General features: G+C 72.9%; 15 protein-coding genes and 1 tRNA gene. 4 read left to right on the plus strand and 12 right to left on the minus strand.

The window, feature by feature from the left end; genetic code table 11:
- Positions 1-17 precede the first annotated feature (17 nt).
- The 3 genes from M2302_RS00370 to M2302_RS00380 all read right to left on the minus strand — a co-directional run bounded on the left by M2302_RS00370 (position 18) and on the right by M2302_RS00380 (position 3,464).
- Complete coding sequence (locus M2302_RS00370; RefSeq protein WP_280835965.1) at positions 18-2,201, minus strand: MMPL family transporter; 2,184 nt, start codon at positions 2,199-2,201, stop codon at positions 18-20.
- Positions 2,202-2,214: 13 nt separating this feature from the next.
- Positions 2,215-2,775: a helix-turn-helix domain-containing protein gene (locus tag M2302_RS00375; RefSeq protein WP_280835966.1), complete on the minus strand. Its 561-nt coding sequence runs from the start codon at positions 2,773-2,775 to the stop codon at positions 2,215-2,217.
- A gap of 77 nt (positions 2,776-2,852) precedes the next feature.
- A complete protein-coding gene (locus M2302_RS00380) occupies positions 2,853-3,464 on the minus strand; it encodes a helix-turn-helix transcriptional regulator (RefSeq protein ID WP_280835967.1) in 612 nt (203 codons plus the stop codon).
- 57 nt (positions 3,465-3,521) lie between these two features.
- Between M2302_RS00380 and M2302_RS00385 the strand changes: the two genes are divergently transcribed.
- Positions 3,522-4,769 (plus strand): NAD(P)/FAD-dependent oxidoreductase, encoded by a 1,248-nt coding sequence (locus M2302_RS00385; protein WP_280835968.1) that lies wholly within the window; start codon positions 3,522-3,524, stop codon positions 4,767-4,769.
- Here M2302_RS00385 and M2302_RS00390 read toward each other — a convergent pair.
- Entirely contained in the window at positions 4,723-5,091 is a 369-nt protein-coding gene (locus tag M2302_RS00390) for a helix-turn-helix domain-containing protein (protein WP_280835969.1), read from the minus strand. The genes M2302_RS00385 and M2302_RS00390 overlap by 47 nt on opposite strands.
- Positions 5,092-5,190: 99 nt before the next feature.
- Between M2302_RS00390 and M2302_RS00395 the strand changes: the two genes are divergently transcribed.
- Positions 5,191-6,633 (plus strand): MFS transporter, encoded by a 1,443-nt coding sequence (locus M2302_RS00395; RefSeq protein WP_280835970.1) that lies wholly within the window; start codon positions 5,191-5,193, stop codon positions 6,631-6,633.
- Here M2302_RS00395 and M2302_RS00400 read toward each other — a convergent pair.
- Positions 6,573-7,979, minus strand: coding sequence for a PLP-dependent aminotransferase family protein (locus M2302_RS00400; RefSeq protein WP_280836232.1), 1,407 nt, complete (start codon positions 7,977-7,979; stop codon positions 6,573-6,575). The genes M2302_RS00395 and M2302_RS00400 overlap by 61 nt on opposite strands.
- 53 nt (positions 7,980-8,032) lie before the next feature.
- Here M2302_RS00400 and M2302_RS00405 point away from each other — a divergent pair, with 53 nt between their 5' ends.
- Positions 8,033-8,794, plus strand: coding sequence for an isocitrate lyase/phosphoenolpyruvate mutase family protein (locus M2302_RS00405; protein WP_280835971.1), 762 nt, complete (start codon positions 8,033-8,035; stop codon positions 8,792-8,794).
- Positions 8,795-8,842: 48 nt separating this feature from the next.
- Positions 8,843-9,802 (plus strand): non-homologous end-joining DNA ligase, encoded by a 960-nt coding sequence (gene ligD / locus M2302_RS00410; RefSeq protein WP_280835972.1) that lies wholly within the window; start codon positions 8,843-8,845, stop codon positions 9,800-9,802.
- Positions 9,803-9,940: 138 nt separating this feature from the next.
- On the opposite strand, the gene M2302_RS00415 is transcribed toward ligD, so the two are convergent.
- The 7 genes from M2302_RS00415 to M2302_RS00445 form a co-directional block, all read right to left on the minus strand.
- Positions 9,941-11,179 carry an ROK family protein gene (locus M2302_RS00415; protein WP_280835973.1) on the minus strand — a complete coding sequence of 413 codons (1,239 nt, stop codon included), beginning with the start codon at positions 11,177-11,179 and terminating at the stop codon, positions 9,941-9,943.
- A 103-nt stretch (positions 11,180-11,282) separates the two neighbouring features.
- Complete coding sequence (locus M2302_RS00420; protein WP_280835974.1) at positions 11,283-12,383, minus strand: sugar-binding protein; 1,101 nt, start codon at positions 12,381-12,383, stop codon at positions 11,283-11,285.
- A gap of 49 nt (positions 12,384-12,432) precedes the next feature.
- Positions 12,433-13,731: a multiple monosaccharide ABC transporter permease gene (gene mmsB / locus M2302_RS00425; RefSeq protein WP_280835975.1), complete on the minus strand. Its 1,299-nt coding sequence runs from the start codon at positions 13,729-13,731 to the stop codon at positions 12,433-12,435.
- Positions 13,728-15,275, minus strand: coding sequence for a multiple monosaccharide ABC transporter ATP-binding protein (mmsA, locus tag M2302_RS00430; RefSeq protein ID WP_280835976.1), 1,548 nt, complete (start codon positions 15,273-15,275; stop codon positions 13,728-13,730). The genes mmsB and mmsA overlap by 4 nt, the downstream gene beginning before the upstream one ends.
- Before the next feature lie 450 nt (positions 15,276-15,725).
- Positions 15,726-16,397, minus strand: coding sequence for an RNA polymerase sigma factor (locus M2302_RS00435; RefSeq protein ID WP_348529394.1), 672 nt, complete (start codon positions 16,395-16,397; stop codon positions 15,726-15,728).
- Between the two features lies 1 nt (position 16,398).
- Positions 16,399-16,470 (minus strand) — tRNA-Arg (locus M2302_RS00440).
- A 160-nt stretch (positions 16,471-16,630) separates the two neighbouring features.
- Positions 16,631-17,326: a winged helix-turn-helix domain-containing protein gene (locus tag M2302_RS00445; RefSeq protein ID WP_280836234.1), complete on the minus strand. Its 696-nt coding sequence runs from the start codon at positions 17,324-17,326 to the stop codon at positions 16,631-16,633.
- Between the last annotated feature and the right edge of the window lie 3 nt (positions 17,327-17,329).

Genomic DNA, 17,329 nt, shown 5'->3' on the forward strand with positions numbered 1-17,329 from the left:
CGGGCAGGCCCCGTCGGTCAGGCGTCGACCGGCTCCCGGTCGAGGTGGGCGCGCAGCCCCTCGCCCTCGATGTCCACGTTGGGCAGTGCCCGGTTCAGCCAGCGGGGCAGCCACCAGGCCGTCCGGTCGAGCAGCGACATCACCGCCGGCACGATGGTCATCCGCACCACGAAGGCGTCGATGGCGACGCCGATCGCGAGCGCGAAGCCCATCGACTTGATCACCGGGTCGTCGAGGAAGACGAAGCCGCCGAAGACCGAGATCATGATCAGCGCGGCGGCGGTGACCACCCGGGCGCCGTGGCCCATCCCGTTGATGGTGGCCTGGTGTGGGGTGTCGCCGTGCACGAAGTCCTCCCGCATCCGGGAGACCAGGAAGACCTCGTAGTCCATGGCGAGTCCGAACAGGATGCCGATCAGCAGGATCGGCAGGAAGCTGATCAGCGGGCCCGGGGTGTCCAGCCCGACCAGGTCGGCCAGGTGCCCCTGCTGGAACACCGCGACGGTGATGCCGAAGGTGGCGGCCACGGTGAGCAGGAAGCCCAGCGCCGCCTTGACCGGCACCAGGATCGAGCGGAACACCAGCATCAGCAGCAGGATCGACAGCCCGACGACGAGCAGCAGGTAGACCGGCAGCGCGTCGGAGAGCTTCTCGGAGACGTCGATGCCGATCGCGGTGACGCCGGTGAGCAGCACCTCGGCGTTGCCGATCGAGCCGACGCCGTCGCGGATGTCGTGGACCAGCGTCTCGGTGGCCGCGTCGGTCGGCCCGGTCCTGGGGATGACGCCGAGCAGCGCCGTCCGGCCGGAGGGGTCCACCTGCGGCGGGGCCACGGCCAGCACGCCCTCGGTGCGCTGGATCAGCGCGGTGACCTGCGGTACGGCGGCCGCGGTGTCCTGCGGGGAGTCCGAGGTGACCACCACGGCGAGCCGGCCGGTGAAGCCGGGCCCGAAGCCCTCGCGGATGACGTCGCTGCTGACCCGGGCCGCGCTGCCCTCGGGCGCGGTGGCCGCGTCCGGCAGGGCCAGCCGCATGTCCTGCGCCGGCAGCGCGAGCAGCCCGAGGCCGAGCAGGCCGACCAGGATGACGGGGATCCGCAGCTTGGTGACCCAGTGCGCCCAGCGGAAGCCGAAGCCGGAGCGGTCCTCGGCGGGCGGGGTGTCGCCGGCGGCCGGCGCGGCGTCGGCCCGGCGCAGCTTGCGGGGGAGCACCCTGCGGCCGGCGAAGCCGAGCAGCGCCGGCTGGAGGGTGATCGCGACGAGCACCGCCACGGTGACGGTGCCGGCGGCGGCCAGACCCATCACGGTGAGGAAGGGGATGTTGACCACGGCCAGGCCGGCCAGCGCGATGACCACGGTGGCGCCGGCGAAGACGACGGCGGAGCCGGCGGTGCCCACCGCCCGGCCGACCGCCTCGTCCGGCTCCAGCCCGTCGAGCAGGTTCTGCCGGTGCCGGGAGGTGATGAAGAGCGAGTAGTCGATGCCGACGGCCAGGCCGAGCATCAGGGCCAGGATGGGCGCGGTGCTGGTCAGCTCGACCACGCCGCTGAGCGCGAACAGGCCGGCCATGCCGACGGCGACGCCGATCAGGGCGTTGAGCATGGTCATCCCGGCGGCGACCAGCGAGCCGAACGTGATGATCAGGACGATCGCGGCGACCAGCACGCCGAGCGCCTCGGTGGAGCCGACCTCGGGCTCGGTGTTGAGCACCTCGCCGCCGGGTGCGACCTGCCAGCCCTGCGCCTCGGCCTGCGCGCCGACCTTCTCGTACGCCTCGCGCTGGTCGTCGGTGACCTCGTCGGCGCCCTTGGCGAACTGCACCTGCACCAGGGCGTACCGGCCGTTGGGGGAGACCGCCTGGACCTGGAACGGGTCGACGGCGCCGACCACGCCGGGCAGGGTCGCGGCCTCCTGCACGACGCCCTTGACCACCGCCTGCCCCTCGGGCGTGGCGAGCCGGCCGTCCGCCGGCGCCTTGACCGCGATGGTCCCGGTGGCGCCGCTGGCCGCCGGGAACCGCTCGGCCAGCAGGTCCAGCGCCTGCTGCGACTCGGTCCCGGGCATGGTGAAGTTGCTCGCCGTCGGGCCGCGCAGGGTCGCCGCGGCGAGGCCGAGGCCGACGAGTACGACGAGCCAGACGGCGACGACGAGTCGCCGGTGGCGCAATGAGGCCCGGCCGAGCCGGTACAGCAGGGTCGCCATCAGATCCTTGTCCTCATTCGGGGTTGGGTGGGTCGAGCGGTGCCAGCGCCCGGTTGGCGATCGCCAGCAGGGCGGGGCGCAACTCGTCGTCGGGCACGTCGACGAACTCGGCGCACGCCTCCGGCACCCCGGCCAGCACGACCATCGCCGCGATCCGGCCGCCCGGGCCCTCGCAGTGCCCGGCGAGCGCGTCGAGCAGCCGTTCGGAGATGCGCTGGACGTGGGCGAAGGCCGGTTGCGCCAGCAGTTCGGGGAACTCGCCGCGCAGCAGCGCGATCTCCCGCCGGAAACGGACCGCGAGGTCCACGAAGCCCTCGGCGGCGGCGCGCTGGGCGGCGGCGCCGTCGAGGGCGGCGATCCGCTCGTCGAGCTGCCGCAGCACCTCGATCGGCCTGGCCATCAGCTCGGCGAGCAGGGCTTCCTTGCTGGCGAAGTGGTAGAGCACGGCCGCCTTGGAACAGCCGACCGCACGGGCGATGTCCTGCAGCGAGGTGCCCTTGTAGCCGGTCACCGCGAACCGCCGTGCCGCCGCGGCCAGGATCTCGCCGTGGGTCTGCGGGGTCGTCCGTGCCATGCGTTCCAGCATGCCTGACCGATCGGTCAGAGCCTGACCGATCGGTCAGACGCGTCAGGTGGCGTTCGCCACACCGGTCACTCCCGGGCGCCGTCCGCCCCGCCGGTCCAGCCGGCCAGCCACTCGCCGGACCAGGCCAGCGTCCCGGCGCGCAGGTCGGCGGCGAGGCCGCGAACCCAGTCCAGCTCGGTCCGCAGCAGTGCCAGCCGGTACTCGTCCTCCACCAGGAAGAGCCGCGGCAGGTCGACCCGGGCGAGGACGGCCTCGCGTTCGCGCAGCCGCGCGGCGAGGGTCTCGGCGCGTCGTTCCAGCTGCCGGGCCGCCTCGGCCGGTGGCAGCAGCGGCAGGAAGGAGAGCGCGGCGGGGAACTCGGGGAACTCGCGCGCGGGGGTGGCCAGCGCCTCGACCAGCCAGCCGTCCAGCGTCCGCCGGCCGGCGTCGGTCAGCTCGTAGACCGTGCGTTCCGGCCGTCGCTCGTCCCGGGCGGTGTGGCTGACCCGCACCAGCTCGTCGCGCCGCAGCCGCTCGATGGCCTGGTAGATGCTGTTGCGCTGCGCGACGTTGACCACGTCCTGCTTCTCGCGCTCCTGGATGAGCTGCTGCATCCGGTACGCGTGCATCGGCTGCTCGACCAGGAGGGCGAGCACCATCATCGCCAGCGGTGAGTGGCGGTGTGCGCGAGCGGCCATGGCCTCACCTTAGGTGACGGTCTTCCTCATCATAGTCATTCTATGTATAGTCATGACATGACTAAAGCATTGATCATCGGTGCTGGCATCGCCGGCCCGGTCGCCGCCCTCGCCCTGCGCCGCGCCGGCATCGACTCGGCGATCCACGAGGCGTACGAGCGGGACGCCGTCGGCGTGGGCTCCTTCCTGACCCTCTCGGTCAACGGGATGGACGCGCTGCGGGCGATCGGCCTGGACGCGCTGGTCGCCGGGCTCGGCCACCCGACTCCCCGGATGGCGATGTTCAACCACCAGGGCCGCCGGCTGGGCGAGTTCGGCACCAGCGGCACCCGTACCCGGGGGCGGGGCAGCACCACGGTGCGTCGGTCCGACCTCTACCGGGAGCTGCGTGACGAGGCCGCCCGGCAGGGCGTGCCGATCGTGCACGGCGCCCGCCTGGTGTCGGCCGAGTCGACCGGGGCGGGGGTAACGGCCCGGTTCGCCGACGGCCGGAGCGCCGAGGGTGACCTCCTGATCGGCGCGGACGGGCTGCGCTCGCGGACTCGGGAGATCATCGACCCGGCGGCGCCCGCGCCCCGCTACGTCCCGCTGCTCAACGCCAGTGGCTTCACCCGCGGCCTCGGGCTGCCCGGCGAGCCGGGCGTGATGAACATGGTCTTCGGTCGGCGGTGCTTCTTCTGCTGGATCCCGGTGGGCGACGACGAGATCTGGTGGTTCGCCAACCCGCCCCAGCCGGCGGAGTTGGCCCCGGACCAGCTCGCCGCCATCGGCCCGGAGGAGTCCCGCGCCCGGCTGCGCGCCCTCTTCGCGGACGACGCCGGCCCGGCCCTGCGCATCGTCGAGGCCACCGACCGGATCCGGTACGGCTGGCCCACCTACGACCTGCCGTCGCTGCCCGTCTGGCACCGCGACCGGATGATCGTCATCGGCGACGCGGCGCACACCGCCGCCCCCTCCTCCGGTCAGGGCGCGGCGATGGCGTTCGAGGACGCGGTGACGCTGGCCCGGTGCCTGCGCGACCTGCCCGACGTGCCGGCCGCCTTCACCGCGTACGAGCGGCTGCGCCGGGAGCGGGTCGAGCGGGTGGTGGCGCAGGGGCGGCGGAACAGCGGCACCAAGGCCGCCGGTCCGGTCGCCCGGCTGGTGCGGGACGTCGCCCTGCCCCTGTACGCCAGGCGGATGGCGAAGACCGGCGGCGCCTCCCTCGCCTGGCTGTACGACCACCACGTCGAGTGGGACGCGCCGGTCGCCGCCGGAGTCACTGCGCCGCGTGCTCCTGGTCGTACGCGGCCCGCGCCTCGCTGATCGCCCCGCGGTGCCGTTCGGCCCAGTCGGTGAGCGCCACCAGCGACTCGTAGAGCTCCAGGGCCATCGGGGTGGCGGTGTACTCGACCTTCGGCGGCACGGTCGGGTACACCCGCCGGTGCAGCAGGCCGTCCCGTTCCAGGTTGCGCAGGGTGAGGGTCAGCATCCGCCGGCTGATCCCCTCCACCTGCCGTTCCAGTTCGGTGAAGCGGACCGGCCCCTTGGCGGCCGCCACCAGGATGCCGATGCTCCACTTGCCACCGACCCGGTCCAGCGCCTCGCGGACGGTGCAGGCGCGGGCCTGGGCGCGCCCGATGGACACACAGCTGTTCCCCTGGGACACCAAAGTGCCTCCTTCCGCTCGGTCTGATGGTCACAGACGATGGCCTTGGTAACAAACCGTGCACCAAGGAGGACGTCGATGACGAACCGATGGGCGGCGCTGCTCGTGCTCTGCGCCGGCAGCCTGATGATCATTCTGGACGGGACCATCGTCGCGGTGGCCCTGCCCGCCATCCAGCGCGACCTCGGCTTCGCCGCCGCCGACCTGCCCTGGGTGGTCAACGCCTATCTGGTCGCGTTCGGTGGGCTGCTGCTGCTCGCCGGGCGGCTCGGCGACCTGGCCGGCCGCCGGCGGGTGTTCCTCGCCGGGGTCGCCCTGTTCACCCTCGCCTCGGTGGCCTGCGCGCTGGCCGGCGACCCGACCACCCTGGTCGTCGCCCGGTTCCTCCAGGGCGCCGGTGGGGCGCTCACCAGCGCGGTCGGCCTCGGCATGGTCGTCGGGCTCTTTCCCGCGCCCGTCGAGCGGGCGCGGGCCATCGCGGTGTTCAGCTTCACCGGCGCGGCCGGCGCCTCGCTCGGCCTGCTGGCCGGCGGGTTCCTCACCGAGCTGGCCGGTTGGCCGGCGATCTTCCTGATCAACCTGCCGATCGGCCTGCTCATCGTGGGCGGCGCCGCGCGGTGGGTGCCGGCCGACTCCGGCATCGGGCTGCGGGCCGGCCTCGACCTGCCCGGCGCGGCGCTGGTCACCGCCGGCCTGATGGCCACCGTGGTGGCGATCGTCGGCGCCGGCGAGCACGGCTGGACGTCCCCGCGCACCCTCGCCGCCGCGCTGCTGGCCGGGGCGCTGCTCGGCGCGTTCGCGCTCCGGCAGGCGGTCGCCGCCACCCCGCTGCTACCGCCCCGGGTGCTGCGCACGCCGGACCTGGTCGCCGCGAACCTGGTCCAGTTCCTCACCATCGCCGCGTTCTTCGGCTTCCAGTTCCTGCTGGCCCTGGAACTCCAGCTCGTGCTGGGCCTGGCGCCGGCCGCCACCGGACTGGCCTTCCTCCCCACCCCGGTGGTGATCGCGGTGGTCTCGCTCGGCCTCGCCGGGCGGCTGATCGCCCGGTTCGGCGGCCGGGCGGTGCTGCTCACCGGGCTGGCGCTGGCCGTACCCGGGTTCCTGCTGCTGGCCCGGCTGCCGGTGGACGGCGACTACCCGACCGACGTGCTCCCGGCGATCCTCGTCTTCGGCCTGGCCGGCGGGCTGACCCTGCCGGCGGTCACCACCCTCGCCATGGCGGGCGCGGACCCGGCCGACGCCGGCCTCGCCTCCGGGCTGGCCAACACCACCCAGCAGGTCGGCGGCGCGCTCGGGTTGGCCGCGCTGGCCACCCTGGCCGCCCACCGCACCGACGTGCTGGGCGCCGCCGGCCGGGCCGGGACCGACGCCCTCGCCGCCGGCTACCGCGCCGCGTTCGCCGCCGCGGCCGCCCTGGTCACCGCCGCGCTGCTGGTCGCACTGGTGGCGCTGCGCCGAGGTCAGGGCGGGTTCGAGACGGTACGCAGCACCGTGGCCAGCTCGTCCAGCGCGGCCGGATAGCGGTGCGCGGGCGGGGTGGCGTACCCGACGACCAGCCCGGGCAGGCCCGCCCCGGGGCGGTGCCGGTGGGCGTCCAGCCCGGTCAGCGCCAGTCCCCGGGCGGCCGCGGCGGCCAGCACCTCCGCCTCGGTCGGCCCGCCCGACGGCAGCGCGACGGTGGCGTGCAGCCCGGCGGCGACCCCGCCGACGGGCGTCAGCCCGGCCAGCCGGTCCAGCAGCAGGTCACGCCGCTGCCGGTAGCGGCGGCGGACGGTGCGCACCTGGCGGTCGTACCCGTGGCTGGTGATCAGGTCGTCGAGCGCGAGCTGCCCGACCACCTCGGTCTGCACGTCCAGGTGGCGCTTGGCCTCCACCACCGGCTCGACCAGCCGGGCCGGCAGCACCAGCCAGGCCAGCCGCAACGCCGGGCCGAGGGTCTTCGCCGCGGTGCCGACGTAGGCGACCTGCTCCGGGGCCATGCCCTGCACCGCGCCGACCGGCTGCCGGTCGTAGCGGAACTCGCCGTCGTAGTCGTCCTCCACCACCAGGGCGGCGGCGTCCCGGGCCCAGCCGGTCAGCGCGTGCCGGCGGTCCGGGCGCAGCGTCACCCCGGTCGGGTACTGGTGGGCCGGGGTGACCACCGCCGCCGCCACCCCGGCCAGCTCACCGGAGCCGAGCAGGTCGGTGCGGGCCCCGCCGTCGTCCACCGGCAGCGGGAGCACCCGGCCGCCCTGGCGGCGCACCACCTCGCGGTGGAAGGGCAACCCCGGGTCCTCCATCGCCACCGTCGGCGCGCCGGCGTCGGCCAGCACCGTGGTCAGCAGCACCAGCGCCTGGACGTACCCGCTGGTGACGACGATCCGCTCGGGGTCGGCCAGCACACCACGGGCCCGGCCCAGGTAGCCGGCGAGCGCGGCCCGCAGCTCGGCCCGCCCGCGCGGATCGCCATAGCCGTACACGCTCGCCGGGGCGACGGCCAGCGCCCGGCGGGTGGCCCGCAGCCAGGCGGTGACCGGGAAGGCGCCTACGTCCGGGCTGCCCGGCCGCAGGTCGTACCGGGGCGCGGCGGGACCGGGCGGCGGCGTGGCGGCCGGCGGCCCGGCCTGCCGCAGCGGGCTCACCTCGGTGCCGGAGCCGACCCGGGCCACCAGCCAGCCCTCGGCGACCAACTGGTCGTACGCGGCGCTGACGGTGCCCCGGGCCAGGCCCAGCTCGGCGGCGAGCGCCCGGGTCGCGGGCAGCCGCGTCGACGGCGGCAGCCGGCCGTCCCGGATGGCCGCGCGCAGCGCGCGTTCCAGCCCGGCCCGCCGGCCGCCGCTGGCGTCCAGCTCCAGGTGCAGGTCGACGCCGAAACCGGCCCAGTCCATCGGCACGGGATTGGAGCTTAGAGGTGGGCCACCCGCCGGCCGAGAATCGACCCATGACGTCGACCCGTTCCGCCGCCGCGCTGCGCGCCCTGCACCGCCCCGGCGACCCGCTGATCCTGCCGAACGCCTGGGACGCCGGCTCCGCCCGCGCCGTCGTCGCCGCCGGCTTCCCCGCCGTCGCCACCAGCAGCGCCGCCGTGGCGGAATCGCTCGGCCACACCGACGGCGAGGCGACCCCGGTGGCCGAGATGCTCGCCGCGGTGGCCCGGGTCGTCCGGGCCGTCGAGGTGCCGGTCACCGCCGACCTGGAGCGGGGGTACGGCCTGCCGCCGGCCGAACTGGTCGAGCGACTGCTCGCCACCGGGGCGGCCGGACTCAACCTGGAGGACTCCGAACCGGGTACCGGACGGCTGTGCGAGGTGGACGATCAGGCGGCCCTGCTCGCCGCCGTCCGGGCGGCGGCCGGGCCGGACCTGGTGGTCAACGCCCGGGTGGACGTCTTCCTGCGCGCCGCCGGCGATCCGGCCCGGGCGTTCGACGAGGCGGTCCGCCGGGCCAATCGTTACCGCGCCGCCGGCGCCGACTGCGTCTACCCGATCCTGCTGGCCGACCCGGAGCTGATCGGGCGGTTCGTCGCGGCGGTCGACGGGCCGGTGAACGTGCTGCTGCGCCCCGGCACCCCCGGGGTCGGGGAGCTGGCCCGCCTCGGCGTGGCCCGGATCAGCCTCGGCTCCGGCGTGTACGACGCGGCCCGGACCCGGGCCGCCGGGATGCTCGACGCGCTGCGCGGCGGCGGCGACCCGTTCGCGGGCTGACCGCCGCGTCGGCTTGCGGCCGGACGGCGCAGCCGGGAAGGTGGGCTGATGAGCGGGGCGGAGGAGACCCGGGACGGGGTCGGGCTGACCAACCTGGACCAACCGCTGCTCGCCGGCGGTGACGTCACCAAGCGGGACCTGGTCGACTACCTGGACGCCGTGCGCGAGCGCATCCTGCCCGGCCTGCGCGACCGGCCGCTCTCGGTGATCCGGCTGCTGCGCGGGCAGGACCCGTTCATGCAGAAGAACCTGCCCAAGTACACGCCGGACTGGGTGCGCCGCACCTCCGTCTGGGCGGAGGCGTCCCACCGGCAGGTGTCGTACGCCCTCTGCGACGACCGGCGCACCCTGCTCTGGTTCGCCAACCAGCGGGCGATCGAGTACCACCCGACGCTGAGTACGGTGGCGCACCCCGAGCACCCGACCCACCTGGTGCTCGACCTCGACCCGCCGGAGGGGGAGCCGTTCGGGCTGGTCGTCCGGGCCGCCGCGCTGGTGCGGCGGGCGCTCGACGACGTGGGCCTGGCCGGGGCGGTGAAGACCAGCGGGGCGAAGGGCGTGCACGTCTTCGTACCGGTCGACCCGGCGACCACCGCGGAGGAGGCGGCCGCCGCCACCCGCGCCCTCGCCGTGCACGCCGAACGGCTCGACCGGGCCCTGGCCACCACGGCCTTCATCCGGGAGGACCGGGGTGGCCGGGTCTTCGTCGACGCGACCCGGGCCGGCGGGGCGACGGTGGTGGCCGCGTACAGCCCGCGGGTCCGGCCCGGCCTGCCGGTCTCCTTCCCGGTGGCCTGGGACGACCTCGACCGGGTCACCCCGGCCGACTTCACGGTGCGGACGGTGCCGGCGCTGGTGGCCGACCGGGACCCGTGGGCCGACGCGCTGCCGGCGCCGCAGCGGCTCCCGGCCGACGTGGTCGCCGAGGGGCGGACCATTCCGGTCGCCCGGGTGCAGGCCATGCACGAGGGGAAGCGCCGGGCCCGGGCCCGGCGGGCGGCCGGCTGACGTTCGGTTCCGGTCCACCGGGGCCGGCCGAGCGCCGGCGACGTGTCGTGCGCCCTCGGGTCCGCTGCCGCTGGCTGGGGACCGGCCAGGCGCCGGGTGCCGGCCGGCCGCGCTCGGACGGACCGCCGGGCAGGTCGCCTAGCCGGTGGCGGCGATCTGCAGCGGGTCCGCCAGGAGCGTGTCGAAGGCCAGTTCGGCGGCGCCGATCAGGGCGGCGTCGCGGCCGAGCGCCGCCGCGCGCAGGTGCACGATCTCGCGGCAGGGCGGCAGCACCATCGTGTCCAGGCGGCGGCGGACGGTGTCCGCGCCGGCGAGGTAGAGCTCGCGCAGCGAGCCGCCGAACACCACGGTGTTCGGGTTGACCACGTTGACCAGGTTGGCCACGCCGAACCCGAGCCAGTCGGCGACCCGCTCCACGGCCGCGACCGCCGGCTGCTCGCCAGCCGCCGCCGCGCGCAGGACGTCGGCGACCGCGTCCGGGTCGCCCGGCTTCCGGCCGGCGTGCCGCAGCAGCGCCGCCTCGCCGATCTCGGTCTCCCAGCAGCCGCGTGAGCCGCACCCGCAGGGCAGGCCGTCCGGGTTGACCACCATGTGGCCGACCTTTCCGCTGCGCCCGCGGTGGCCGAGCACCAGCCGGCCGCCACTGATGATGCCGGCGCTGACGCCCAGGTCGCCGTGCAGGTAGACGACGTCGTTGACCCCCGCCGCCACGCCCCGGACGTGCTCGGCGAGGGCGGCGATGTCGGCCAGGTCGCCGGTGACGAATCGGGGGCCGGCCGCGAACTCCGCGCTGAGCGCGGCGTGCAGCGTCTCGTCGGCGCCGCCGATCCGGATCCGGCCGTCGGCGTCGCGGGTCGTGTCGACCACGGCGACCGCGCCGCCGGCCAGCAGCGCGTCACCGGGGACGGCGCGTTCCATGTCGCGGACGAGGTCGGCCAGCGGGGCGACGGCGTCGGGGGCCGCCATTCCGGACGGACGGTCGGCCTCGCGCAGGTCGAGGATGCGGCCGCCGAGGCCGACGCGGGCGGCGCGCAGCCGGTCCGCCTCGATGCTCAGCGCGTGCGCGTAGACGCGGCCGGAGCGGGGGCTGACCACCAGTGAGGGGCGGCCGGCGCGGCGGGCGGTGGTGGGCACCTCCTCGGTCACCAGGCCGGCGGCGGCGAGGTCGGCGGCGAGTGCGCCGATGGTGCTCCGGTTGAGCCGGAGCCGACTGGTCAGCTCGGCGCGGGAGGTCGGGCCGTGCACGTGGACGTAGCGCAGCACGGCGCCGAGGTTCTGCCGGCGGATCTCCTCCTGGCTGGCGCCGGGCGCCGAGGCCGGCAGGGGTTCCGGGTTGCGGCCCTGCCGGGGTGGCCCGGACCGCATGGGTGTCGCCACGGTCAGGCCGCCTCCCGGTCGGTTGTGGGTATCTGTCGGGGAGTACAACGAAGGGTCCCGGAAACGGACTTCCGGGACCCGACGTCGTGACTACCCGCTGGTGTTACTTGGTGAGCGGCGCGAGCTTCGGGTCGTTCGCGTACGCCTCGGCCGCGTTCGCCTTGGTCACGGCGACCGGCGGGAGCAGGTACGTGTCGACGACCTTGCTGCCGTTGTTGTAGGACTTGGTGTCGTTGATCTCCGGCTTGTCACCGGCCTGGAGGGACTTCACCATCGCGATGGTCTGCTTGACCAGGTTCCGGGTGTCCTTGTTGATCGTCATGTACTGCTCGCCAGCCATGATCGACTTGACCGACTCGACCTCGGAGTCCTGACCGGTCACGACCGGGATCGGCTTGCCGGCACCCTTGATCGAGGTGATGATCGCGCGGGCCAGCGTGTCGTTCGGGGAGAGGACGCCGTCCAGCTGCTTGTTGCCGTAGGCGGAGGTCAGCAGCTGGTCCATGCGGGCCTGCGCACCCTCGGCCTTCCAGCCCTGGATGGCGGTCTGCTTGACGTCGGTCTGCTTCGAGGCGACGACGAGGTTGCCCTTGTCGATCTCCGGCTTGAGCACGCTCATCGCGCCGTTGAAGAAGACACCGGCGTTGTTGTCGTCCGGGGAGCCGGAGAAGAGCTCGATGTTGTACGGGCCGTTCGGCTTCTTGGCCTTCATGCCGTCCAGCAGGGCCTGGCCCTGGAGCTGGCCGACCTTGAAGTTGTCGAAGGCGACGTAGTAGTCGAGGTCCGGGGTGTTGGTGATCAGCCGGTCGTAGGCGATGACCTTCACGCCGGCCTGGTGCGCCGCGGCGACCTGGGTCGACAGCTGCGCGGCGTCGGTCGCGCCGATGACGATGACCTTGGCGCCCTTGGTCACCATGGCGGTGATCTGAGCCTGCTGGTCGGCAACGGTGGTCGACGCGCCGGCGTACTGCACGTCGCTCTTGAAGCCGGCCTCCTTCAGGCCGTTGGTGAACAGGTCACCGGCGAGGACCCAGTTCTCCGAGGTCTTCGACGGCAGGGCGACACCGATCAGGGAGTCGGCCGCGAAGCCCTTGGTCGGGGCGCCGGCACCGCCGGACTCACCGTCACGGCCGGAGCCGCAGCCGGTCAGGGCCAGCGTCGCGATGGCGCCGATGGCCACCGTCTTGGCGAGGAGATTGCGCATGGGGAGTAGTGCCCTTCTTCTGTGGTGAAAGGGGAGAGGTCGGTGGCCGTCAGCCGGACACCGCGGTCTTGGCGGGCTCGCGCTCCGCTTCCGACGGGGACGAGGGCGTGCTGGGTGCGTCTCGGCGGAACGAGCGGGTGAGGCTGCCGATGATCGAGAAGCGCCCCTGCTTCTTGTTGTAGACGTCGAGCGCGACGGCCAGCAGCAGGACCAGGCCCTTGATGATCTGGACGCGGTCGGTGCCGACACCCAGCAGTTGCAGGCCGTTGTTGAGCACGGCCATGACCAGACCACCGACGATCGAGCCGCTGATGGTCCCGATGCCGCCGGAGACGGCCGCGCCGCCGATGAAGACCGCGGCGATCGCGTCCAGTTCCCAGCCGTTGCCGTCCTGCGGACCGGAGGCCGCCGAACGGGCCACGAAGATCATGCCGGCCAGCGCGGCCAGGACCGACATGTTCATCATGACGAAGAAGTTGACCCGCTTGAGCTTCACACCGGAGAGCTCCGCGGCCCGGGAGTTGCCGCCGACCGCGTAGATGTGCCGGCCGCCGGCGGTGTTGCGGGTGTAGAAGGAGTACGCCAGCACCAGCGCCACCAGGATGATGCCGGAGACCGGGAAGCTGGTGCCGACCCGGCCGCTGGCGAAGCGCAGCGAGGCGAAGACGATCAGACCGACCATGACGGCCATCCGGAGGACCGAGATCCACATGGGTGCCGGGTCGGCGTCCATCTCCCGACGGGTCTTGCGGGACTTCAACTCCCGCCACACCACGGCCACGCAGGCGGCGAGGCCGAGCAGCAGCGTCAGGTTGTTGTAGCCCGTGCTGGGCCCGACCTCGGGCAGGAAGCCCGAGCCGATCAGCCGGAAGTCCTCCGGCACCGGGATGGTGTTCGCGTTGCCGATGAACTGGTTGCCGCCGCGGAAGAGCAGGAAGCCCGCCAGGGTGACGATGAACGCCGGTACCCCGATGTAGGCGACCCAGAAGCCCTGCCAGGCGCCGATGACAGCGCCGATGGCGAGGCCGAAGAGGATGGCGACGGGCCAGGGCAGCGACCACTCCGCCATCGACTTGGCCACCAGGATGCCGGCGATGGCGGCGACCGAGCCGACCGACAGGTCGATGTGCCCGGCGACGATCACCATCAGCATGCCGATGGCCAGGATGAGGATGTACGAGTTCTGCTGGAACAGCGCGATCAGGTTGTCCGACCGCAGGGTCAGCCCGTCCGTGAGGATCTGGAACAGGACGACGATCGCCACGAGGGTGAAGATCATCCCGAACTGGCGGGCGTTGGAGGTGGTGCCTCCGAAGAGGTTCTTCTGCAGGTCCTTCAATCGGCTCATCGTGTCTGCATCTTCTTCGTAGAGGTCATCTGCTTCATGAGGGTCTCCGGGTCCGCATCCTCGCGGGCGATCTCGCCGGTGATGGTTCCTTCGAACACGGTGTAGATGCGGTCGCAGAGCCCGATCAGCTCAGGCAGTTCCGAGGAGATGACGACGACGCCCTTCCCCTGGTCGGCGAGCCGCTGGATGATTCCGTAGATCTCGTACTTGGCGCCCACGTCGATGCCGCGCGTCGGCTCGTCGAGGATCAGCAGGTCGGGGTCGGTGAACATCCACTTCGCCAGGACGACCTTCTGCTGGTTGCCGCCCGAGAGCTTGGAGACGCCCTCGTCGACCGACGGGGTCTTGGTCCGCAGCTCCCGGCGGTACGCCTCGGCCGCCTTGTACTCCGCGACCTCGTCCAGGACGCCGCGCCGGGAGACCTTGGACAGCTTGGCGGCCACCGTCGACGTCTTGATGTCGTCGAGCAGGTTGAGGCCGATCGCCTTGCGGTCCTCGCTGACGTACGCGAGCCCGTGGGCGATCGCGTCCGCCACCGACTTCAGCACGATCTCCTTGCCGTCCTTGATGATCGTGCCCGACTCGTACACGCCGTAGGAGCGGCCGAAGACGCTCATCGCCAGCTCGGTGCGGCCCGCGCCCATCAGGCCGGCGAAGCCGACGATCTCGCCGCGGCGCACGACGAAGCTCTCGTTCTTGCAGACCTGGCGCTCGGCCGAGATCGGGTGCCGGACGTTCCAGTCGCGGACCTCGAAGAAGACCTCGCCGATCTTGGGCGTGTGGTCCGGGAAGCGGCTGCTCAGCTCGCGACCGACCATGCCCCGCACGATCCGGTCCTCGTCGACCCCGCCCGCCTGGACGTCCAGGGTCTCCACCGTCCTGCCGTCGCGCAGGATGGTGATCTGGTCGGCGATCGCCTCGATCTCGTTCAGCTTGTGCGAGATCATGATCGAGGTGATGCCCCGCGAGCGGAAGCCGCGCAGCAGGTCCAGCAGGTGGCGCGAGTCCGCCTCGTTGAGCGCGGCGGTGGGCTCGTCCAGGATGAGCAGCTTGACGTCCTTGGCGAACGCCTTGGCGATCTCCACCAGCTGCTGCTTGCCGACGCCGATGTCCTTGATCAGGGTGTCCGGGTCCTCCTGGAGACCGACCCGGGCCATCAGGTCCAGGGCCATCCGGTTCGCGGCCTTCCAGTCGATCGCACCCCGCTTGCGCGGCTCGTTGCCGAGGAAGATGTTCTCGGTGATCGACATGTGCGGGATGAGCGCGAGCTCCTGGTGGATGATCACGATGCCGGCGGCCTCGCTCGCCCGAATGTCGGAGAAGCGGGTCTCGGCGCCCTGATAGATGATGTCGCCGTCGTACGTGCCGTACGGGTAGACGCCGCTGAGCACCTTCATCAGCGTCGACTTGCCCGCACCGTTCTCGCCGCAGATGGCGTGGATCTCACCGGCGCGAACCACGAGGTTGACGTCGGAAAGAGCCTTGACTCCCGGAAACTCCTTGGTGATGGAGCGCATCTCCAGGAGGATGGGCGCGTTGCTCATGACTTGCTGCACCTCGCCAACATCATGGATGCCTCTCGCTGGGTTAGGCCTCACGAGGTTTTGTTGCGTACCACAACTTATTCACGGCCGAAGGCGATCCGCAAGTTTCCGATGGGCGCGAGTTGTAACAATCCGGCAATGTGGCGTCCGCTCCATGCCTCGCCCGGTGCGGGCGTCCGGTTCCCCGGCCGCGAGGTGACGCGGTAGACATCGCCGGCTGTGTCGCCGGTCTCCGGCCCGGGCCGGTCCCCGCCCGCCACCGGGCCACCGGGGCCGCGACCTGCGTGGGCGTGCCGACCCGGGGAGCGGCAGGGCAGCCCCGGACCCACTCGGTCCAGCCGTCAGGCCGCCTGGCACGGACCGCTCAGATCCGGTCAGACGCGACGAGTCTGGCCAGGCCTGCCCGGACGGTCGGGGGCTGGTGCGGGCGTCCGGCCCCGCTGGGCGCCGTCACGCACCGTCGAGCGAATGGCGGACGTGCTGCCGCGCCCGGTGAACCTGTGACTTCGCCGTGCCGACGGGTATCGCGAGCTGCTCGGCGATCTCGTCGTAGTCCAGCTGGCACAGGTCCCGCAGCACCAGAGCGGCCACCAGGTTCGGCCGCTGGGCCTCGAGGCGTTCCAACGCGTCCAGCAGGTCCAGGCGGGAACCGGCGATCACGCTCGTGGTCCGCGGGTCCGGGACATCGACCGGCAGCGCGGCAGCCGTCCGCTCGGCCGCGCGCCGCTTCAGCGAGCGGTACGTCTGCCGGGCGCAGTTGGCGACCACGACGTGCAGCCAGGTGGAGAACTTCGACCGGCCCTCGAACCGGGTGATGTGCAGGGCAACCTGGAGCAGCGCGTCCTGGCACGCCTCCTCCGCGTCCTGCAGGCACGGCATCCCGCCTCTCCGTCGACATTCTCCGGTTCGGTCGTACAGCCGGTCAGGATCGAGAGGCTGAGAGCGGCAGTCATCAGGCGCAGGGTCCGCATCAGGGGCATTCCTTCCGTCCGGGCAAGGTTTCGGGTTCTGCCTGTGTGATGCGGATTTTCCTGATCCCGTTCGGGGAGACCGGACGAGATTCTGTCGGAAACGCGAATGGCCCCGGCTGGGCAGCCGGGGCCATTCGCGTATGTCAGTGATGTGCCCCCGGCAGGATTCGAACCTGCGCCCCCGCCTCCGGAGGGCGGTGCTCTATCCCCTGAGCTACGGGGGCTCAGCGACCCGAGAAGAGTACCAAACCCCGTTCCGAACACCGAATCGGCACCCGGTCCCCCCTCCGTGTCCCTCGAATCCCGCGTTGATCATGAAGTTGTTGTCCCGACACGCCGTGCCCGCCGACAACAACTTCATGATCAACGCGAAAGGGCGGGGGGTCAGGCGGCGGCGAGGGCGCGGCCGCAGCTGGGGAGGGGGTGCAGGACGATGCGGCGGGGGAGGCGTCGGGGCCACTCGTTCTTGGGCCACGAGCCGTCCACGATCAGGTGCACGGTGCGCTCCTCGGCGCCGCTGAGCCGCAGCACGAAGTCGCGGGGGAGCGGCGCGTCCACGCCGGGCGTGGTGACCATGAACCGGACCCGGCCCCGGGACGACACCGCAGAGATCACGTCCGCGGCCGGCATGGTGCCGCGCAGGCGTACCCGGCCGATCCAGTAGACCTCCGCCGAGTGCTCCTGAGCGGCCCGGGTGATCGCCGGGTACTCGCTGCGTACCCAGCGCTCGACCGCGCCCACGCAGAGCCCGCAGGCCCGCTCCCGCGGCTCCCGCGGACCCAACCCCCAGGCCCGCAGGTACGCCCCGACGGTGCCGGCGTCCATCGCCAGGTCGAACTGGCGCTGGATCAGCGTGGTCAGGCTCTGTCGCGTCCACAGCTCCTCGTCCAGCCCGAGCTCGTCGGGGTGGACGCCCCGCAGGATGTCGATCAGTTCGAGTTCCTGTTCGCGGCTGAGCGTTCCGGGCTCGCCCTGCCGGTGTCCGCGACGGACGGCTGCCACCGCTCCGTCACCGCCGATGGTGTGGCGCCGGCACCAGCTGGTGACCGACCGCCGCGCGTCTCTCAGTGCAACCCCCACGTC

It is taken from the genome of Micromonospora sp. A200, assembly GCF_029893845.1.
Lineage (GTDB): Bacteria > Actinomycetota > Actinomycetes > Mycobacteriales > Micromonosporaceae > Micromonospora > Micromonospora purpureochromogenes.